This window comes from Acrocarpospora catenulata (assembly GCF_018476525.1).
Classification (GTDB): Bacteria; Actinomycetota; Actinomycetes; order Streptosporangiales; family Streptosporangiaceae; genus Acrocarpospora; species Acrocarpospora catenulata.
Map to the genome: position 1 here is coordinate 36354 of NZ_JAHCST010000009.1, position 18236 is coordinate 54589.

The following is an 18236-nucleotide window of genomic DNA, read 5'->3' on the forward strand; positions in this document are numbered from 1 at the left end:
CCCCGGCAGAAAGGAGTTACGCGATGCCAGGCCACAGACCCCTGCTCACCGCCATCGCGGCCGCAACGCTGCTCGTCCTGTCCATGGCTCCCGCGGCGATGGGCCACGCCCGGAGCGCGAGCGGCGCCCTGGCGGCGACCGCCGGATGCGGCAGGACGCCGACACTCGCCAACGGCACCAACACGATCCAGAGCAGCGGCAAGAACCGCAGCTTCATCCTGAGGATTCCCGGCAACTACGACAACCGGCGACCGTACCGGCTGGTCTTCGGCTTCCACTGGCTGGGCGGCACCGCCACCGACGTCGCCAGCGGCCAGACCGTGCAACGGGACGTCTGGGCCTACTACGGCCTGCTGAGACTGGCCGGCGAGAGCACCATCTTCGTCGCGCCCCAGGGTCTCAACAACGGCTGGGCCAACAGCGGCGGCGAGGACGTGACCTTCGTCGACGACATGATCCGGCGGATCGAGTCGGACCTGTGCGTCGAGACGACGCAGCGCTTCGCGCTCGGCTTCAGCTACGGCGCCGCCATGAGCTTCGCGCTCGCCTGCGCGAGGCCCACCGTCTTCCGCGCGGTGGCGGTCTACTCCGGCGGACGGCTGAGCGGATGCAGCGGCGGCACCCAGCCGATCGCCTACTTCGCGGCGCACGGCCTCAGGGACAGCGTGCTGAACATCTCCGGCGGACGATCGATGCGCGACACGTTCGTCCGCAACAACGGCTGCGCCGCCCAGAACCCGCCCGAGCCCAGCCAGGGCAGCCTGACGCACCGGGTCACCACCTACTCGGGCTGCGCGGCCGGCCGCCCGGTCGTCTGGGCCGCCTTCGACGAAGGCCACATCGCCGCCCCGCAGGACGGGGCGCCCGGCGACAGCGGTTCCCGTACCTGGCTCCCCGGAGAGACGTGGCGATTCTTCACCCAGTTCGACTCCAGCCCGTCGCCCAGTCCCTCCCCGAGCCCTTCCCCGAGCCCTTCACCGAGCCCGTCGCCGTCGCCGTCGGGACCGGTCACGGGGGCGTGCGCGGCGACACTCCGGGTGACGAATTCCTGGCAGGGCGGGTTCCAGGGGGAGGTCACCGTGCGCGCGGGCAACACCGCGATCACCGGCTGGACCGTCAGGTGGACCTGGCCCGGCGCGCAGAGCATCACCCAGATCTGGTCAGGCGTCTCCTCCGGATCCGGGGCCAACGTGACGGTCCGCAACGAGACCTACAACGGCTCACTCGCCGCCAACGCGAGCACGACCTTCGGCTTCCTCGGCAGCGGCACACCGGCCACCCCGGCGGCCACCTGCACAAGTCCGTGACCACAATTCCCACCGAGTAGACGTCGGGCTCATGGTCCGTGTGCCAGCCCACACCATGAGCCCGACCCTCGATCCCTCGACCGGCGGCCTCTCCTTACGCGGTTGGCGTGACCTCCCGCGTCGTCATCCCGGGTCCGGCACCGCCTGGTCACGCGGGCCACGGTCGCGCGCTTCCGAAACCGAGTCCCGGTACCTCACCGGCATGGCGACCCGATGTACCCGGCCGGGTTCGGCCTCCTCGCCCGCGAACAGCACCTCCACCGCCTTGCGCCCCAGCTCGTAGTGCGGCAACGCCACGGTCGTCAGCTTGGGCCGCATCCACGACGCGATCGGATGGTCGTCGAAGGGAACCGAGAGCCCGGCGTCGCTCAACGCCTGGTAGGCGCCCAGAGCCAGCCAGTACGGGGCGAGGGCTCGCTCTACGCCATGGGCCTCAACTTCTCCATGACCGGTGTCTTCTACGACAAGAAGCCGGCCGAGCAGATCGGCATGACCACTCCCCCGCAGGCTCTCGCCGACCTCGACGCCGCCCTGACCAAGGCCAAGGAGGCGGGCCTGACCCCGATCGCGCAGTTCAATGGCGGCGCGACCGGCGGCCTGGCCTCCCCGCTCCAGGACCTGATGGCCTCCTACGGCCCACTGGCGCCGATCAACAACTGGATCTTCCAGAAGTCCGGCGCGACCATCGACACCCCCGCCAACCTCCAGGCCACCCAGTACCTGTGGGAGTCCGGCAACCTCGACAAGCAGATGGCCGGCGACATCGGCTTCTTCCTGATGCCCCCGGCCCAGGCGGGCGGCAAGCGGGCCGCCGTGTCTGCCCCGCTGGCCTTCGGCATCGGCGCAGGCCGAGAGCGCCCGCATCGACGGCACCGGAACCTGGCAGCTCTTCTGGCGGATCCACGTGCCACTGGCGGCCCCGGCGACCTCGTCGCTGGCGATCCTGCTGTTCCTGTGGACCTGGAACCAGTTCCTGCTGGCCATCGTGCTGGTCGACGACCCGCTGCAACGCACCATGTCAGGGGCCCTGGGCGCCTTCCAGGGACAGTGGGGAACCGACATCCCGCTGCTGTGCGCGGGCTCGCTGCTCATCCTGGCGCCGACACTCGCGGTGTTCCTGATCTTCCAGCGGCGTTTCGTCACAGCCCTGCTTCAGGGTTCACTTAAGGGGTGATCACGTACGGAGCCGTCGAGGCCGGCGGCACGAAATGGGTGTGCGCGCTGGCCGACACCGACGGAAAAATCGCGGCCACCGAAACGATCCCGACGACGACCCCCGAGGAAACCATCCCGGCGGCCCTGGCGTTCTTCCGGCGCCACCCGGCCCCGGCGGCGGTGGGCATCGCCACCTTCGGCCCGGTCGACCTGGTGACCGGGCACCTCACCGCCACCCCCAAACCCGGCTGGTCCGGCGCCGACGTGGTGACCCCCTTCCGCGACGGGCTGGGGGTGCCGGTCGCGCTCGACACCGACGTGAACGGTGCCGCGATCGGCGAGTGGCGGCACGGTGCTGGCCGGGGCCTGCACACCCTCGCCTACATGACGGTCGGCACCGGCATCGGGGTGGGCGTCATCACGCACGGACGTCCCCTCCACGGCCGTACCCACCCGGAGGCCGGGCACATGCGGATCCCCCACGACACCGCACGCGACCCGTTCCCCGGCGTGTGCCCCTTCCACGGCGACTGCCTCGAAGGGCTGGCCTCCGGCACGTCGATGCGTCAACGCTGGGGGCGGCCCGCGCAGGAACTCGGCGACGGCGAGCCGTGGGAGCTGGAGGCCGAGTACCTGGCACTGGCCGTACACAACCTGGCCTCCATCCTGTCCCCCCAGATGGTGATCATCGGCGGCGGAGTCGGCGGCAGGCCCGGCCTGCTCGACCTGGTCCGGGCCCGCGCGGCCGAACTGGCCGGCGGCTACGCCCTGGACACCGTCATCACCGCGCCGGGGCTGGGCAACCTGTCCGGTGTCACCGGCGCGGCGGAACTGGCCCGAGCGGCCCTGAACGGAAACGAGAACGGGTGACCACGACGACCCGCTGGACGCGGCGCCACCTCGACCTGATCACCGAGGACCCGGCGACGACCGCGCCGCCGATCCTGGGCCCGGCCGAGGCGGCGCTACCCGGCCTTGACCTGTGGGACATGTGGGCGATCCAGGACGAGGACGGCACCACCGCCCTCTTCGACGGCCGCGAACTCTGGATGGGCCTGACCGCCCCCGCACTCGGCCATCCGGAAGACCGCCACGACGTGGCCCGCATCCGCCTGCTGGCCCTGGACGCCGGGAAGTGGATCGACCTCGGGAACCTCTTCCCCGACGAGGAATCACCCGGCAGCCGCGAATGGTCGGGCACGGCGATCCGCCGCCCCGACGGCACCGTCTCGGTCTTCTACACCGCGACCGGGCACCGCGGCGAGCCCCGGCCGACCTTCGTCCAACGGGTCATCGAGGCCCGACTGCCGCTCGGGAACTCCCGGCAACCACGGTCGGGCAGCCATCGGGAGATCGTACGCTCCGACAGCGAGTTCTACCTCCCAGCAGACGACCTCGAAGGAGGACCGGGAAACATCCGGGCCTTCCGCGACCCGGCCTGGTTCCGAGGCCACCTGCTGATCGCGGCCTCAATCCCCTGGGGCGACCGCCACATGGGCGCCATCGCACTGACCGGCCCAGAATCCGAAGGCTGGCCACTACGCCCGCCCCTCCTGATCGCCGACGGAATCAACCGCGAGATCGAACGCCCCCACATCGTGACCCACAACAACCTCCACTACCTCTTCTTCTGCACCCACCACCAGTCGTTCGAGCCCCCCGACACCGCCCCCACCGGCCTCTACGGCTTCGTCTCCACAACACTCGACGGCCCCTACGAACCCCTCAACGGCTCCGGCCTGGTCATCGCGAACCCAGCGACCCAGCCCGACCAGGCCTACGCCTGGATGGTGCTCGACGACCTGCGGGTGGTGAGCTTCCTCGACTACAGAGGCCCAGCCGACCGGACACACTTCGGCGGAACAGTGGCACCACTGCTGAAACTCCACTTGGAGGGCAACCGCACCCACATCGAACCGGCCATCGGCATTTCCTGAGACCCCAGACCGCAATGCCGTCGCAGTGGTCGCGTAGCTGTTCCAAAGCGGTGGTCTTGAGCCGGTCGACTTCGTCGACGATGAGCAGTGCGACGAAGGCCGGCAGGCCGTGCGGGTCGGTGAAGGTACGCCGGTCGTAGGGGTCGGGGGCGCGCAGGGTGGCGAAGTCCCAGCCGATGCGGGTGAGTTCTTTGTCGATCATGCGGGGGGTGGCGCTGACCGTCGGGGTGTACAGCAGGGTGTGCCAGTCGTCGCGGTCCTTGCCGACGACGTGCCCCGTGCGGGGCCCGGATGGTGTGGTGTCCGGGCCCCGCACGGGACGGGAGCGTCAGCGCTTCATGAGGGCGAAGACTCCCCAGCCGAGGTATTCACGCGTGCAGCGCGCGTAGCGGGCGGGCTCGGTCGTGAGCTCCGCGCGTACCTGCGGGACCATTTCGTCGTCGGGGTTCTGGTCGAGCCAGCGGCGCATGGTGAGCCACTGGGCCGCGGCGTAACGGTCCCAGCTGTCCTGGTCGGCCAGCATCATTTCCACGACGTCGTAGCCGAGGTCGCCGAACTGCTCGATCAGGCCGGGCAGCGGCAGGTAGTCGGCGATGCTGGTGGCGTGGCAGGCCTTGGCGGTCTCCTCGTCCGGAGGGGTCCGCCGCCAGTAGGGCTCGCCGATCAGCATCAGACCTCCGGGGCGGAGGCTGCGGCTGAGCAACTCGGCCGTTCCGGCGACGCCGTTCCCGATCCAGGTGGCGCCGACGCAGCAGGCCAGGTCGACCGGCTGGTCCGCGACGTGGCCGGAGGCGTCGCCGTGGACGAACTCCACCCGGTCGGCGACGCCGAGTTCGGCGGCGCGGGCCTGCGCCTGGGCGGTGAAGACCGTGCTGATGTCCACCCCGGTGCCCGTGAAGCCCAGGTCGCGTGCCCAGGTGCACAGCATCTCGCCCGAGCCGCTGGCCAGGTCAAGCACCCGTGTCCCGGGGGCGAGGTGGAGCGCTTCGCCTAGGGCGGCGAGCTTCACGGGAGTCAGCGGGTTGTGGATGCGGTGGCCGCTCTCGCGAATGGTGAAGATGCGGGGAAGGTCCATGACCAGATTCCTTTCCGTCATGCCTTGAAGTTCGGGAACTGCTTAATGGCGCACAGGTTGATGGCGCACAGGCCGCGCTCGGCCCGCACCACGCGGCCCGGAACCAGTCCGGCGGCCCGCGACGGGGTGAGGAAACGCTCACGTTCGGCGCCCCAGCCGTAGTCGGCCAGAGTCAGAACGCGCGCAGGAGGAAAAGATCGGTGTGAAGTGCGTTGATGAAACAACGTGGAGACCCTTGAAAGGGGGCCCCGCCGGACGGCAGGCGTGCCGGGACTACTCCCAACAGGAAGAAAGGCAGGCGAAGGTCAGGACGAGGCCCGGGAAGTGAGGATGGTCCGGGCACCGCGCACAGCGGTGATCTCCACGACAGTCATCAACTCACCTCCTTCGTCTCCGTAAGCGAACAGATTGTCGCTGCCGCCGCTACCGTACCACCCGCCGCGAACGTCGGCGCCGCTCGGACGGCACGTTGGAGCCGCAGACCCGCCGAGCAGGCCACAGCCGTGCTGGAAGCCGCGGTGCCGATCACGGTGAAGGGCCCGGCCCGGTTTCCTGGAAGAGTTGGCGGGGCACATCGCCGCACATCCCGACGCGCTCACCTCAACGGCATCAGCGCCCGACCTGCCCGCGACGGAGCACTCGCAGCCCTCGCCTCAGACCTCCCCGCCGCGATCCTCACGGACCTCCTCGGGCTCCACGTCAATACCGCAGTTCGCTGGGTCAGCTACGCACGCCGTGCCTGGACCGACTACCTTGCTATCCGAACCGCCAAGGAGAAACAAGCCATGCCAAGCCAGGCCCCACGATCGGCGGGCCCGTGAAGTACGTCGATCTCTCCGCCACCGTCGGCGAGATCGACGGTGTGATCAGCCCGCAGGCGTATCTCGACCGGCTACCTGAGCTCCGCGCGGCGCTGCCTGAGGGGGCTGCGGCCTACGCCTCCGAGCCCGGTCACTACGATTTCCGCAGTGCGCGGTGCGTCCATGATCTGAAGCTGGACACGATCCTGTTCGGGGAGGACGGTAACGGCGGCTGGATACAGCTCGGATTCCGGCACAACTGCTGGAAGCACGAGGAGGACCTGACCATCCGCTACACAGGCGTGAGCAGCTTCACGCTGCAGACGGCATCGGACATGCCTCTTGTGACCCGCCTCGGTGAGGTCATCTTGGACGAGGTGCTGCCCCACCCGGACGGATGCGCCCACGAGATCGCCTGCCACACCGGGTCCGTCATCATCGTCTGCCGGGACCTCGCCGCAACGTGGGCCGAGGCCGACTGCCCGGACAAATAGAGATTGATCGCGAGAGGAAATCGCGCGATGGAACCCGGCTACGTCCTGGCTGGCTATCGAGTCGCTACCCGCGCCGATCGGCATGATTGGCAGGACGTGGGCCTTCCCGGTGCTGGTCTGGTATCGATGAGCGACTGCGTGGTGGACCTGGCCTCGGTAGATCCCGGTGGCTGGGACGACTGGTTCGCCAGCCCTCAAGAGGCCGAGATCGCGTGCGAGCACGCCGGCAGGCCGGGCTTGCACGTGCTCGGAGTCGGATTCGCGGCCGCCGATGTTCCCGGGCTGTTGGCCGATATCGCCGATGGAGGCTGGGACACCTCGGCCGGGAGCCTTCCGGAACGGCTGGCCCGGCGCGAGAGGTTTCCCTGCGACAGCGGCCGACGGTTGGGGTTCGAACTGGTCGGCTTCGACAGCGGGCGCTGGCATACCTGGACCTGTCTGGGAGGCCTCGTCGCCGACGTCTACCGGGCCACCGGCGTCCAGCCGGGACCCTGGGGGCTGATCCAGGACGAGCAGGGCGCGCGCCGGGCGGCTCAATGGCTCACCGACTCGGGTCTCGGCGATCCCAAGGTATTCCTCTGGGCGGCCGCACTGCTCACGGACACCCCGCGAGCGACCCTCCAGACCGAGGAATAGCGCACGGTCGGAATAACACCCTTCCACCATTGATCGCCCGCTTCAGGACCCGCTCCAGCTTCGGCGGCTCGTCTGGGTGGCGTCCGGGCCGTAGAGCTGGATGGCGCCGATGCTCTTCAGGCGGGGTAGAAGCTTGAAGCCAACGGCTACTCAGCCGCCCTCCATTCTGGAGTCACGCAGCCCTCTTCGTAGTGCCACCGGCCCTCCTCCTCGCCTTGGATCACGAACCGCTTCACCGCAGGAATGTCCACAGCAGACGGAACGTTCAGCGCGACCAACCCGAACTGCTCAATCCCCTCGCCCACCACCCCGAACGGCGCGAAAGCGTCCAGCACCGCCTGAAGCTCCTCGACTCGACGACCACCCTCCGCTGGGATGATCCGAATCGTGCAGTTGCCGGAGTACTCCACGGCCTGCTTCACCCACAGCACCCCGTCCTCGTCAGGCGCGACCACGACAACATCACCGAGCGCAAAGCCACGGACGAAGAACGGGGTGTTGTCCAACCGGACGCGATCGTCGCCGACCTTGACCGCCCACAAACGCTCGGTCCCCGCAGGAGGCCACCCGTCCTCGGGTTCAAGGTCGAACACCACCCGCACCCAGTCAACGCCAGGGTCCCGCTCGAAACTGTTCCCACTCACCCGCACAGGATGGCAAATTCATCCCCCAGAGGCAGCAGTCATGAGCACCGCCAAACACCGACGTGCTCCCTACTGGGTCAACAGAATCGCGATCGCCTCAGCGACATCACCCACGACGTGGTCAGGCCTGTCGATCGCATCAGGCCACTGCCGCCCGCGATCAATCCATATCGTCCGCAGGCCGACGGCCCGTCCGCCGCCAACATCGGCTGCCGCGCTGTCACCGATCATCCATCCATCGGGCTGTCAAAGGAACGCCGCATCGCTCCGCTCTTGATCAACCAGCGTCTATGTACGTGATCTGCCTTATAGGTGGGCCAGTAGTCCGTCCAGCGGTCGTGGTACGCGATCGAGGTCCAGTGCGGCGACGAGTGGGGCTGAGTAGCGGATCTTGCGGCCGCTGCCTGAGCCCATGAAGCGGCGCAGTTGGTCGTGGGTGTTGCGTTCGCGCCAGCCGGGTTGTTTCTGGAGTGTGCGAAACGATCTGAGGTCGCCCTCGGCGTCGACGACGCGTTCGACCGTGGCGGTGCCAAGGGCGCGGATCAGTTCGTCTTCCAGGTCGGCTACGCACACGAAGAATCCGAGCGTCTCCAGATCGCTTCTGTTGAGATTGGATCCGAGGCCGGCGCGCTCCAGGCCCCTCCGGAAGGCGCCTTCTTCGCCGGCGTCGTACAGACCGGCCAGCCGGAGATTGCGACCGGGAGGGCCGAGCTTGCCGGCATACGTGCCGATGTTCGTGGCACCGCCCATCGCCACGAGGGAGATGCCTTCGGCCGCGAGGTTTCGGCCCCGGCGCTCGGCCAGCGCTTCGATGGCCGACTTGTCACTGACTCCCTCGACCAGGACCACGGTGCGCGTATGGTTCACGCGCTCAGCCTTGCACCGTGTCCGGCGAGGTTTGTACCCATTTTCCGGCGTTGGAGTCCGGCGGATCGGGTCGAGACGACGTAGGCGACATCAGGGTGACTGCGGTCGCTGTAGGCCCTGGAGGAGTAGTTCGACCAATCGGCGGGGGTCGTAGCGCGGGTCGCTGTCATGTCCGATGCAGAGGTTGCCGATGCCGCGCATCAGTTCGTAGGCGTGCGTGCCCGGCCTGATTTCGTCGGCGTTGACCGCGGCCTCGAGCAGCTGCGCGCAGACGGGCACCAAGCGGTCGAGGAAGTAGGTGTGTAGCGCTTCGAAGCCGCTGCTGTCCGATTGCAGGGCGTTGGCGAGTCCGTGCTTGGTGACCAGGAAATCGACGAAGAGGTCGACCCACTGACGGAGTGCCGCGAAGGGAGAGTCGGTCTCGGTCAGCAGGGTCGGGCCGGCCTCGGCGCAGGCCTCGACCTGGTGGCGGTAGACGGCGACGATGAGATCCGCCCGGGTCGGGAAGTGGCGGTAGATCGTCCCGAGTCCGACGCCGGCTCTGGCCGCGATCTCACGCATCGGCGCGTCGACGCCGGAGGTGACGAACACCGCGGCGGCGGCGGCGAGCAGCGTCTGCTGGTTGCGCAGCGCGTCGGCCCGCTTGCTTCGGGCCGGCACCTCCGCAGACCGGCTTGTACTGGACACCACACTCCCCTTCCGACGACGCTTGACTAAGCGGAACGCCGTTCCGTATATTTCCGTTTCGGAACAGCGTTCCGCTTTGAGTGTAGGTGAAGCGGGGCGTTCCTGTCCGCCTCCCCCACAGCCGGCCGAATGAGGCCGCCAGCAAGCCCATGGAAGGAAACGCACATCATGAGTGAATCGACTCACGCAGTCGGCACCACCAGCGCACCCACCCCCGTCCTCTCGGTCAGCCCGGTGGTGTTGCCGACTCCCGGCCGCGCCGTGGATCTGCAGGTGAGAGTCTCCGCGCCCGTGACCGGAGACGAACTGCCGATCATCCTCCTCTCACACGGCCACGGCTACTCAAACAACCTTTCCTCGCTGAACGGCTACGCCCCACTCGCCAACTTCTGGGCGGCGCACGGCTTCGTCGTGATCCAGCCCACCCATCTGGACTCCAGGACGCTGAGCCTGAATCCCGACGACCCCGAGGCGCCCTTGTACTGGCGATCGCGTGCCGAGGACATGAAGCGCATCCTCGACCAACTCGACACGATCGAGGCCGCCGTCCCGCAGCTCCTTGGGCGCCTGGACCGAAGCAGGGTCGCCGTGGCCGGACACTCGATGGGCGGGCACACCGCGAGCCTGTTACTGGGCGCGCGGCTCACCGATCCCCACGACGGAACCGAAGTGAACCTGGCCGAGCCCCGGATCAAGGCGGGTGTACTGCTCGCCGCCCCCGGCAGAGGCGGCGATGCCCTCACCACGTTCGCGGCCGAGAACTACTCCTTCTTGCTGACCACGGACTTCTCCAAGATGACGACGCCCACGCTGGTGGTCATCGGCGACAAGGACGCCTCTCCCCACCTCACGGCCCGGGGCGCGGACTGGTTCACCGATCCGTACTTCCTCTCCCCCGGTCCCAAAACCATGCTCACCCTGTTCGACGCAGAGCACGGACTCGGCGGGGTCGCCGGATATGACGTCGCCGAGACCACGGACGAAAGCCCCGAGCGAGTCGCCGCGGTCCAGCAGCTCACCTGGGCCTATCTACGGACCGAGCTCTACCCCGGGGATCCCGCTTGGCAGGCGGCCCGTGACGCGCTGGCGGACGGAACGAATCCGCTCGGACGGGTCGAATCCAGGTAACCAGGCAGTGTCAGGCTGTCGCCCGTAGGTGTTGGTGCGCCCACTCCTCGAAGGTCGTGAGCGGGATACCGAGGGCCCGCGCGAATTCCGGACGGGCGGGTTGCCCGGCCACGTTCATGAGTTCGTGCGAGACGCCCGCCCACACCGGCATTCCCGCGGCGATGGCCTCCTCCTCGGTCATGTCGGGCGCGGGCAGTTCGGTGCCCAGAGCGCGGGAGAGGGTCTTGGCGATGTCCGTCATCGTCAGGTAGTCGCTCGCCAGTTCCAGCTCGACCCCGTCGAACCGCTGCGGCGCGGCGATGGCCGCCGCCGCCGTCCTGCCGATGTCGTCGACCGCGACGAGGGAGAGCCGGGTCTGGGGCTTCAGGACAGTCGCCAGGCCGCCCTCGACACCCCGCGGGATCAGGTACGCCACGGAGGGCAGGAAGTTCTCCATGAAGAAGCCCGGCTTGATGAGCGACCAGTGCACGAAACCCGCCGCGCGTACTCGATCCTGGATCCCGGCCTTGGCGGCGTAGTAGGGAGCCAGGGACGCCCAGCGACCTTCGCCCCAGCCGGGGCTCTCGGTGTGCCGCCCGGCACCGGAGACGGACGTGTGCACGAACTGCGGCACACCCGCGGCCAGCGCACCTTCGATCAAATTGACGGCCTGGGTCAGCTCGCCGTCGAAGTCGAAGGTACCTCCCTTCATCTCGGGCATCTGGAGGGAGAAGACGGCTCGGGCCCCCTGCGCGGCCCGGAACACCGAGTCGCGGTCGCGGAGATCGCCGGTGACCAGTTCGGCGCCGAGCGCTTCGACGGACTTCGCCCGGTCTGCCGCGGGGTCGCGGACCAGCGCGCGGACGGGAACACCCGCCGCGAGCAGGGCACGGGCGGTGGCGCCACCCTGCTGTCCGGTGGCGCCAATGACCAGGACGGGTGCGGGATCGGTGGACATGAGGCCTCTCCTGGGGTACGCATACACTAAACGGCGGGGCCCGCCGTTTCTTCTTCGGTAAGATACGGCGGACCCCGCCACTTAGCAAATGTGAGGTAAGACCATGCCCGCCCAACGCGCGGACGCCCGGCGCAACTACGCCCGCCTGCTCGCCGTGGCCGAAGAGGCGATCGCCGAGCACGGCGCCGACGCATCCCTGGAGCAGATCGCCCGCACCGCGGGAGTCGGATCGGCCACCGTACGCCGGCACTTCCCCAACCGCCACGCACTCCTGGAGGCGGTCTTCCGCGAACGGATCGAAACCCTGTCCGCCCACGCCCGCGACCTGACCAGCAGGGCCGACACCCGGGCGGCGCTACTGGAGTGGCTGAGCGCCGTCACCGCCTCCGCGGCGACCATCCGAGGGCTGGCCATCGCACTGACCCGCGACAGCGCGGCCGACCCCGACGTGGCACACGAGCACTGCGCCTCGGCACAGCTCACCGAGGCGGGCGACCCCCTGGTACGCCGCGCCGCGAACGCTGGCGCCCTGGCACCGGGCGTGACCATCGCCGACCTGCTCACCCTGATCACCGGCATCGCCCTGGCCACGGAACACCACGTGGACCCCGCTGCAGAGTCAGACCGACTACTCGGCCTGACCATAGCGGGGATCAGCCCCCATCAGGAGTGACTGTGCCCTTGTTGATTGGTTGTTGGTTTCGTTGATCAGAGAGGCTTAAAAACCCACGCCCTTTACAAAGTAAGACCGGATCTAGGCTTGCGCCCAAGCGAAAGTGGCAGTGTGCGGACAAGGAAGGCGCGCGACCTTCCCGTGGCGTCACGCCGGATGGGCAACAATCTTCAGGCCGATGGGGCCGTTGATCATGAAGGACGGCATGCGGGCGGGCTGCTCCCCCGGCTGGGCGAGGGCGAGGTCCGGCAGGCGCTCGAACAGCGTGGTCAGGGCGACTTCCGCCTCCAGACGCGCGAGGTGCGCGCCGAGGCAGAAGTGGGGTCCGTAGCCGAACGCGAGGTGTTCTTTGCTGGTCCGTGTGGGGTCGAAGTGGTCCGGGAGGTCCGGGTGGAGTTCCGGATCGCGGCCGGCGGCGGCGAAGCCGATGATGATCGGGTCGCCCTTGGCGATGACGACGCCCTCGCCGAGATCGATGTCCTCGATGGCGTAACGCAGCGGAAGGTGCATGACCGGGCCCTCGGCACGCAGCGTCTCCTCGATGACGTCCTCCCAGCTGATGGTTCCCTCGCGGATCCGGGTCAGGTTCTCGGGGTGGGTGAGCAGGGCCTGGACGGCGCTGGTGATGAGGTTGACGGCGGTTTCGTAGCCTGCGCCGATCGTGACGAAGAGGGTGGCGAGCAGCTCGGGTTCCGGCATCGCCTCCTCGTCGGGCTCGGACGGCAGGAGCAGGTCGCTGGTCAGGTCGGCGCCCGGATGCTCTCTCTTGTATCGCACGAACTCGGTGAACCCGTTGTAAAGCTCGGCCTGGGCGGCCAGTGCCTGCTCCGGGTCGGCCGACCAATCCGTAATGGCGTCGATCGCGGCGCCGAGTTTCTCGCGCATGTGGTCCGGAACGCCGAACAGGTCGGTGATGACGGTCATGGTCAGCGGCAGTGCCAGGGCCTGCCGCACGTCGGCCGTCGCCCCGGGCGGCAGGGCGGCGAGCGCCTCGACCAGGCGGTCCGCGGTCGCCTGGATGTGCGGACGGATCCGCTCGACGCGCCGCGGCGAGAACGACGGGGCGATGCGGCGCCGGGACCTACGGTGTTCCTCGCCGTAGGTGTTGAGGAGGCTCGGATTCAGAACGCCCGCGGCCAGCGGCCAGCCCTCGGGAAGGTCGGCCATACCGGGCCAGTGCCGGTGGGGATCACGCGAGACGCGCGGGTCACCGGTCAATGCCTGAATGACGCTGTGCCGGGTGACCGACCAGGCGTAGACGGGCCCTGGAAGCTCGACGAGCACCGCCGGCCCCTGGGCGCGCAACGCAGCGGCCTCCGCATGCAACGCATGGCCGGTGAGATCGAGCTTGGGACACCTGGGAACGGACGATGACGACATGCAACGCTCCAGTTGCCGGGAAACCACACGGAGGCTTCCGCTTTCTGATCGGGTGGCCGACGCTACTCCGTAGCCAAACGTGAAACACTTAGTAGTGCAATAAGGACGAGGGCCGCTATCGGTCCAGGGCCTGCGCTACCTCGTCTGCGGCGGTTTCTCCGGATCGTACGGCGCCGTCGATGTAGCCGTACCAGCGAGACGAGGTTTCCGCTCCCGCCCAGTGGATTCGGCCGACGGGCAGGCGCCAGGTGGAGCCGAGTTGGGTCCACGCACCCGGTGGGAACAGCGCCGAACTTGTGCGCACAGATCATTCCGGCACACCGGCACGGTGTCAACGAGCCAGTACGTCGGCGAAGCCGGCGGCGAGGAGGTCCATCACCTCGTCCACCTGTTCCTCGGTCGAGATGAGCGGGAGGTAGAAGAGCACGGTGTTGCCCCAGGTCTGGAGGATCAGGCCCCGCTCGCGGCAGGCGGCCAGCACCTCGCGGCCGATCTGGCGGTCGCCGTCCGGCCGGATCAGCACCGACCAGAACAGGCCGATCCCGGACACCTGGCTGATCGAGTCCTGGTGGCGCTTCCCGATGAGCCGCAGCGCCTCCGCCACGCGCGGCGCGAGACGGGCGCAGTTCTCGACCAGTCCCTCGCTCTCGATGATGTCGATGGCGCGCAGGGCCACCGCGCAGCCCGTGGCGTGGGCGGTGTAGGTGCCCATGTGGCGCAGGGCTCTGGGACCGTTGGGGTCGAACGCCTCGGTCACGAACGGCGCGGCGATCGCGCCGCTGACCGGGAAGTAACCGGAGGACAGGCCCTTGCTGACGGTGATGATGTCACCCTGGATCCCGAAGTGGTTCTGCCCGAACAGCTTGCCCGTACGGCCCCAGCCGCAGAGGACCTCGTCGGTGATGTGCAGGATGCCGTACGACCGCAGGACCTCCTGGACCTTACGCCAGTGGTCCACGTGGGCCACCCGGACCCCGCCCGCGATGCTGACCGGAATCGGCTTCGCGAGCAGCGCCGCGATGTTCTCCGGGCCGACCCGCTCGATCGTCTCCCGGAGCGTCGCCACCCACTCCTCCGACGCCCGCTCGTCCTGGTGCGGCGTGGGCGGCAGGCGTACGAACATGCTGTCGATGTCGCGGATGAAGTGCTCGTTGTCGGGTTCGCCCGGCGCCGCCAGGGTGGCGATCGTCGTGCCGTGGTACGAGCCGAGGGTCGAAAGGATCTTCCGCCGCCCCGTCTCGCCGCGGTTGAGGTGGTAGTTGAAGGCGATGCGCAGCGCGGCCTCGACCGCCTCTGAGCCGCTCGTCGCGTAGCGCACGCTCCCGCCCTCGTGCCGGGTGAGCTTGAGCAGCCGCTGGGAGAGCCGTGCGGACGGCTCGTTGGTGCAGCCGAACACGCTCGGCAGGTGCGCGCCGCGGACCAGCTGGTCGTAGGCGGCCTGCGCCATCTCCGGCCGCCCGTGGCCGACGATGCACGAGCCGAAGGAGGCGTGGGCGTCGACGTACCGGCGGCCGTCGGTGTCCCACAGGTAGATGTTCTCGGCACGGTCGAGGACGATCGGGCGCGCGCCGTGCTCGGGGTCGAGGGTGGAGTGGTGCCAGACCGGACGTACCCACGAGAATTCGGGCGCCAGCGTGCTGCTGTCAGTCATGCGCTGCACTTCCTGAGGGTGAAACGGGAAACAACAGGAATCAGGCGGTGGCCGGCACGGTACGGGGGCCGCCCAGCCGTTCGAGGACGACCCGCGACGAGAAGCGCCAGCGGCCGTCCTCCCGGACCACCTGATCCTGGTAGGAGGCCGCCACCACCACGTGCGCCCCGTCCGAGGTCACGCAGTGGACCGTCACGTCGCTGCGGACGTCGGCGCGAGCGTCGGAGACGAAGGTGATCTGAAGGTTGCCGGGCACGTGGTGGGTGTGCCGGAAGGCCGCGAAGGTGGACTCCAGGCCTTCCATGATCTGGTCACGGCCACGGTAGGCCGTACCGCGTGACCGGATGTCCTGGACGGCGTCCGCGGTCCAGAGGTCCGCGAACGCCTCGGGGTCGTGCTCGTCGACGGCACGGCAGTACTCGGCGAGGAGCTCCGCGACGTGGTTGCGTTCCTCCAGCAGCCGCAGCCGCCGGTCCAGGTGCGACAGGTCGCTCATGGGTCAGCCGAGCTTGGGGCCGACCTCGTGGGCGAGCCGTCGCATGGACTCCTTCCACGGCGCGGGGTCGTCCGAGTAGTCGTGGTTGTAGATCATCAGGGTGCCGAACTCCCCGTTGACCTCGCGCCAGGCCCGCAGTTTCTCCAGCACGGTCTCCGCGCTGCCGACGACCCAGACGTTGTCGCACAGCCAGTCGAGGTCGACGTCGCCGGAGGTCATGCCCGGCGTGAGCATCGTGTCGAGCAGGTTGTGGTGCTGGTAGATGGGCAGCAGGTACTCCTGCCAGGCGTGGCCCATCCCGCCCTCCTTGGCGAGGCGGCGCGCCTCGTCGTCGGTGTCGGCGATCAGGACGTCGCGGACGACGCGGTGGTCGGCGCGGCGTGGCGTGCGGCCCGCCGCCACGGCGGCGGTGGAGTAGGTCTCCCAGTGGTTGTTGAGCGCGTCCACCCCCGAGTACACCGAGACGGGCAGGTAGCCGCGCTGTCCGGCGAAACGCATGGACGGGGAGTTCATGCTCAGGCCCGTGACGCCGATGGGCACCTTGCCGCCCCACGGCAGCATGTTCCGCCACGGGTGGGCCGGGTCCTCCTCGGGGTAGCCGGCGTTCCAGAACTCGCCCTCGAACCAGAAGGGCTCGCCCGCCCAGATCTTCTCCATGATCTCGATGGACTCGGCCACCATCCGGTGGTTGTTCTTCATGTCCCGGATGCCGCGCAGGAGCGCGTCGCCGGGGAAGGCGCCGGCGCCCACGCCGAGGATGTAACGGCCTTCGAGGATCTGCGTGAGCCAGCCGATCTGGATCGCCAGCGACCCGGGCTGGTGGTAGGGCAGCAGGTGGGCGCCGGGCGCGAGGGTGATCTGCTCGGTCTGGAGGGCGGCCGCCGCGATCACGAGCTCGGGGTTGGGCACCGACTCCCACGCCTGGGTGGCGTGCTCCCCGATCCAGAATTCGGTGAGTCCCGACTGGTCGGCGTGGATCGCCTGGTCGACGGCCCAGGAGAACACCTGCTTGGCCGTGCGCCGGGGCGACATGAACGGAGTGAAGAACATCGCAGCGTGCAAAGGGGACCACCCTTCCTGGAACTTCTCGCTACCGAACGCCCGGTCGGCTTACCGTAGTCTTGTCGCAGCCTATGTGTAAAGTACTCCGCACCCAAGACTCGTGACCGTAACATTTACCATACGGTTGGTAGGCAGCCTGGGTCAGCCCTTGAGCGTGTCGGCGATCCGGAAGTGGAGCTCGATGCGGTTCAGGTGGTCGACCTGGATCGTCTTCTCCGTGAAGCGCCAGACGCCGCCGGTCTTCCTGAAGCGGTCGTGGTACTGGCCGCCCACCACGATCTGGTACTCGTGGCCGGGCGCCCGCTGCAGCACGGTGAAGTAGCACCGCGACGACGCGGACAGGCCGTCCTCCGCGAGCTCGATGAGCTGGTTGGAGATGAGGTGCCTGGTCCGCGGATCACCGTTCTTGTAGGTCACGACCTGCTCGGCGTAGAAACGCTCGATCTCCTCGGGCCCGTCAATCGGCTCGCCGACGACCCCCGGCATGGACGGACGCAGCACGCCGTCCCCCAGGATCGCGGCCACCGTCCGGAAGTCACCCTCGTCCAGCGCGAAGGTGTACCGGTAGCACAGGGCCCGGATCTGCTCGTAGTCCTCGGCGCCCACCAGCGCCTCCTCTCGCTCTCGTGGATGGGGGAACTCCCCGGCGTCGCGCTCCCCCACCGGCCGTCGCACGCCGGCGACCGTCGCCCGGAGGAGGCGCGTCGGTAGTCTGCATCAACCGCTTGCGGAAGCCAAGGGCTTTTGCCTACCGTTCGGTTGTTTGTTACGTTCCCTCACGTCCCCGACGTGAGCCACGTGAGACCCGGCCCGGTGGCCGACGAGAGGAAAGCCATGTCGGACGCGACGATCGAGCAGCTCGCCGAGCAGTACGTCGATGCCTACAACCGCAACGACCTCGACGCCCTGGAGGCGCTGCTCCACGATGACGTGCACTTCCAGCACCACAACCGGGAGGTGGACTACCGGACCAAGGAAACGTCCATGGACATGTTCCGGATGGCGGCCGGAGCCTTCCCCGGGAAGTCGTTCTCCAACCGCCTGTCGCTGCGGGTGAGCGGTGACACCGCGATCCTGCAGCACACGTGGACGTGCACCCCCACCGTCGACGCCCCGAACATGGGCGCGACCGCGGGCGTGCCGCTCGCGACCGAGCTGGCCACCTTCCTGACCTTCAGGGACGGCAAGCTCGTCGAGTACCACGACTTCGGCTGAGCCCGGCGGCGGGTGGCCTGCGGCGGCGCGGGGCGGCCGCAGGCCCGTACCTCAGGAGAGATCTAGCCAACCGGTCGTTCGTTTGATTAAAT

At 68.6% G+C, this 18236-nt stretch carries 22 protein-coding genes; 9 read left to right on the forward strand and 13 right to left on the reverse strand.

What is annotated here, in order from left to right; genetic code table 11:
• Nucleotides 1-23 precede the first annotated feature (23 nt).
• The gene (locus KIP79_RS46820; protein ID WP_250213066.1) at nucleotides 24-1307 is read left to right on the forward strand and encodes a CE1 family esterase; all 1284 of its coding nucleotides are present in this window, start codon (nucleotides 24-26) and stop codon (nucleotides 1305-1307) included.
• 123 nt (nucleotides 1308-1430) lie between these two features.
• Here KIP79_RS46820 and KIP79_RS11410 read toward each other — a convergent pair whose 3' ends face one another.
• On the reverse strand, nucleotides 1431-2171 hold the full coding sequence (locus KIP79_RS11410; RefSeq protein WP_214104708.1) for a substrate-binding domain-containing protein: 741 nt from the start codon (nucleotides 2169-2171) through the stop codon (nucleotides 1431-1433).
• Nucleotides 2172-2205: 34 nt separating this feature from the next.
• Between KIP79_RS11410 and KIP79_RS11415 the strand changes: the two genes are divergently transcribed.
• The 3 genes from KIP79_RS11415 to KIP79_RS49380 are packed head-to-tail and all read left to right on the forward strand — an operon-like array spanning nucleotide 2206 to nucleotide 4399.
• Nucleotides 2206-2481: an ABC transporter permease family protein gene (locus KIP79_RS11415; RefSeq protein ID WP_372453565.1), complete on the forward strand. Its 276-nt coding sequence runs from the start codon at nucleotides 2206-2208 to the stop codon at nucleotides 2479-2481.
• Nucleotides 2478-3332, forward strand: a complete 855-nt coding sequence (locus KIP79_RS11420; protein WP_214104709.1) for an ROK family protein — start codon at nucleotides 2478-2480, stop codon at nucleotides 3330-3332. Before KIP79_RS11415 ends, KIP79_RS11420 begins: the two co-directional genes overlap by 4 nt.
• Nucleotides 3329-4399 carry a glycoside hydrolase family 68 protein gene (locus KIP79_RS49380; RefSeq protein ID WP_214104710.1) on the forward strand — a complete coding sequence of 357 codons (1071 nt, stop codon included), beginning with the start codon at nucleotides 3329-3331 and terminating at the stop codon, nucleotides 4397-4399. Before KIP79_RS11420 ends, KIP79_RS49380 begins: the two co-directional genes overlap by 4 nt.
• A gap of 328 nt (nucleotides 4400-4727) precedes the next feature.
• Here KIP79_RS49380 and KIP79_RS11430 read toward each other — a convergent pair whose 3' ends face one another.
• On the reverse strand, nucleotides 4728-5474 hold the full coding sequence (locus tag KIP79_RS11430; protein WP_214104711.1) for an SAM-dependent methyltransferase: 747 nt from the start codon (nucleotides 5472-5474) through the stop codon (nucleotides 4728-4730).
• A gap of 817 nt (nucleotides 5475-6291) precedes the next feature.
• Here KIP79_RS11430 and KIP79_RS11435 point away from each other — a divergent pair.
• Nucleotides 6292-6768: a hypothetical protein gene (locus KIP79_RS11435; RefSeq protein ID WP_214104712.1), complete on the forward strand. Its 477-nt coding sequence runs from the start codon at nucleotides 6292-6294 to the stop codon at nucleotides 6766-6768.
• 27 nt (nucleotides 6769-6795) lie between these two features.
• Complete coding sequence (locus KIP79_RS11440; RefSeq protein WP_214104713.1) at nucleotides 6796-7404, forward strand: hypothetical protein; 609 nt, start codon at nucleotides 6796-6798, stop codon at nucleotides 7402-7404.
• 146 nt (nucleotides 7405-7550) lie between these two features.
• On the opposite strand, the gene KIP79_RS11445 is transcribed toward KIP79_RS11440, so the two are convergent.
• The 4 genes from KIP79_RS11445 to KIP79_RS11460 all read right to left on the reverse strand — a co-directional run bounded on the left by KIP79_RS11445 (nucleotide 7551) and on the right by KIP79_RS11460 (nucleotide 9602).
• The gene (locus KIP79_RS11445; RefSeq protein ID WP_308169675.1) at nucleotides 7551-8006 is read right to left on the reverse strand and encodes a DUF4265 domain-containing protein; all 456 of its coding nucleotides are present in this window, start codon (nucleotides 8004-8006) and stop codon (nucleotides 7551-7553) included.
• 111 nt (nucleotides 8007-8117) lie between these two features.
• On the reverse strand, nucleotides 8118-8279 hold the full coding sequence (locus KIP79_RS50025) for an HAD hydrolase-like protein (RefSeq protein WP_214104715.1): 162 nt from the start codon (nucleotides 8277-8279) through the stop codon (nucleotides 8118-8120).
• A gap of 75 nt (nucleotides 8280-8354) precedes the next feature.
• The gene (locus KIP79_RS11455; RefSeq protein WP_214104716.1) at nucleotides 8355-8915 is read right to left on the reverse strand and encodes a TOPRIM nucleotidyl transferase/hydrolase domain-containing protein; all 561 of its coding nucleotides are present in this window, start codon (nucleotides 8913-8915) and stop codon (nucleotides 8355-8357) included.
• 90 nt (nucleotides 8916-9005) lie between these two features.
• Nucleotides 9006-9602 carry a TetR/AcrR family transcriptional regulator gene (locus tag KIP79_RS11460; protein ID WP_214104717.1) on the reverse strand — a complete coding sequence of 199 codons (597 nt, stop codon included), beginning with the start codon at nucleotides 9600-9602 and terminating at the stop codon, nucleotides 9006-9008.
• A gap of 168 nt (nucleotides 9603-9770) precedes the next feature.
• Between KIP79_RS11460 and KIP79_RS11465 the strand changes: the two genes are divergently transcribed.
• Nucleotides 9771-10730, forward strand: coding sequence for an alpha/beta hydrolase family protein (locus KIP79_RS11465; protein ID WP_214104718.1), 960 nt, complete (start codon nucleotides 9771-9773; stop codon nucleotides 10728-10730).
• A gap of 10 nt (nucleotides 10731-10740) precedes the next feature.
• Here KIP79_RS11465 and KIP79_RS11470 read toward each other — a convergent pair whose 3' ends face one another.
• Entirely contained in the window at nucleotides 10741-11667 is a 927-nt protein-coding gene (locus KIP79_RS11470) for an NmrA/HSCARG family protein (protein ID WP_214104719.1), read from the reverse strand.
• A gap of 103 nt (nucleotides 11668-11770) precedes the next feature.
• Here KIP79_RS11470 and KIP79_RS11475 point away from each other — a divergent pair, with 103 nt between their 5' ends.
• Nucleotides 11771-12340, forward strand: coding sequence for a TetR/AcrR family transcriptional regulator (locus KIP79_RS11475; RefSeq protein WP_214104720.1), 570 nt, complete (start codon nucleotides 11771-11773; stop codon nucleotides 12338-12340).
• A gap of 147 nt (nucleotides 12341-12487) precedes the next feature.
• Here KIP79_RS11475 and KIP79_RS11480 read toward each other — a convergent pair whose 3' ends face one another.
• The 6 genes from KIP79_RS11480 to KIP79_RS11505 all read right to left on the reverse strand — a co-directional run bounded on the left by KIP79_RS11480 (nucleotide 12488) and on the right by KIP79_RS11505 (nucleotide 17604).
• On the reverse strand, nucleotides 12488-13720 hold the full coding sequence (locus tag KIP79_RS11480) for a cytochrome P450 family protein (RefSeq protein ID WP_214104721.1): 1233 nt from the start codon (nucleotides 13718-13720) through the stop codon (nucleotides 12488-12490).
• Nucleotides 13721-13835: 115 nt separating this feature from the next.
• Nucleotides 13836-14024, reverse strand: a complete 189-nt coding sequence (locus KIP79_RS11485) for an FAD-dependent oxidoreductase (RefSeq protein WP_214104722.1) — start codon at nucleotides 14022-14024, stop codon at nucleotides 13836-13838.
• A gap of 27 nt (nucleotides 14025-14051) precedes the next feature.
• Entirely contained in the window at nucleotides 14052-15371 is a 1320-nt protein-coding gene (locus tag KIP79_RS11490; RefSeq protein WP_214104723.1) for an aminotransferase family protein, read from the reverse strand.
• Nucleotides 15372-15411: 40 nt separating this feature from the next.
• Nucleotides 15412-15867: a nuclear transport factor 2 family protein gene (locus KIP79_RS11495; protein WP_214104724.1), complete on the reverse strand. Its 456-nt coding sequence runs from the start codon at nucleotides 15865-15867 to the stop codon at nucleotides 15412-15414.
• Between the two features lie 3 nt (nucleotides 15868-15870).
• Complete coding sequence (locus tag KIP79_RS11500) at nucleotides 15871-16917, reverse strand: LLM class flavin-dependent oxidoreductase (RefSeq protein WP_372453566.1); 1047 nt, start codon at nucleotides 16915-16917, stop codon at nucleotides 15871-15873.
• A gap of 153 nt (nucleotides 16918-17070) precedes the next feature.
• Complete coding sequence (locus KIP79_RS11505; RefSeq protein WP_214104726.1) at nucleotides 17071-17604, reverse strand: nuclear transport factor 2 family protein; 534 nt, start codon at nucleotides 17602-17604, stop codon at nucleotides 17071-17073.
• Nucleotides 17605-17718: 114 nt separating this feature from the next.
• Between KIP79_RS11505 and KIP79_RS11510 the strand changes: the two genes are divergently transcribed.
• The gene (locus tag KIP79_RS11510) at nucleotides 17719-18144 is read left to right on the forward strand and encodes a nuclear transport factor 2 family protein (RefSeq protein WP_214104727.1); all 426 of its coding nucleotides are present in this window, start codon (nucleotides 17719-17721) and stop codon (nucleotides 18142-18144) included.
• The last annotated feature ends 92 nt before the right edge of the window (nucleotides 18145-18236 follow it).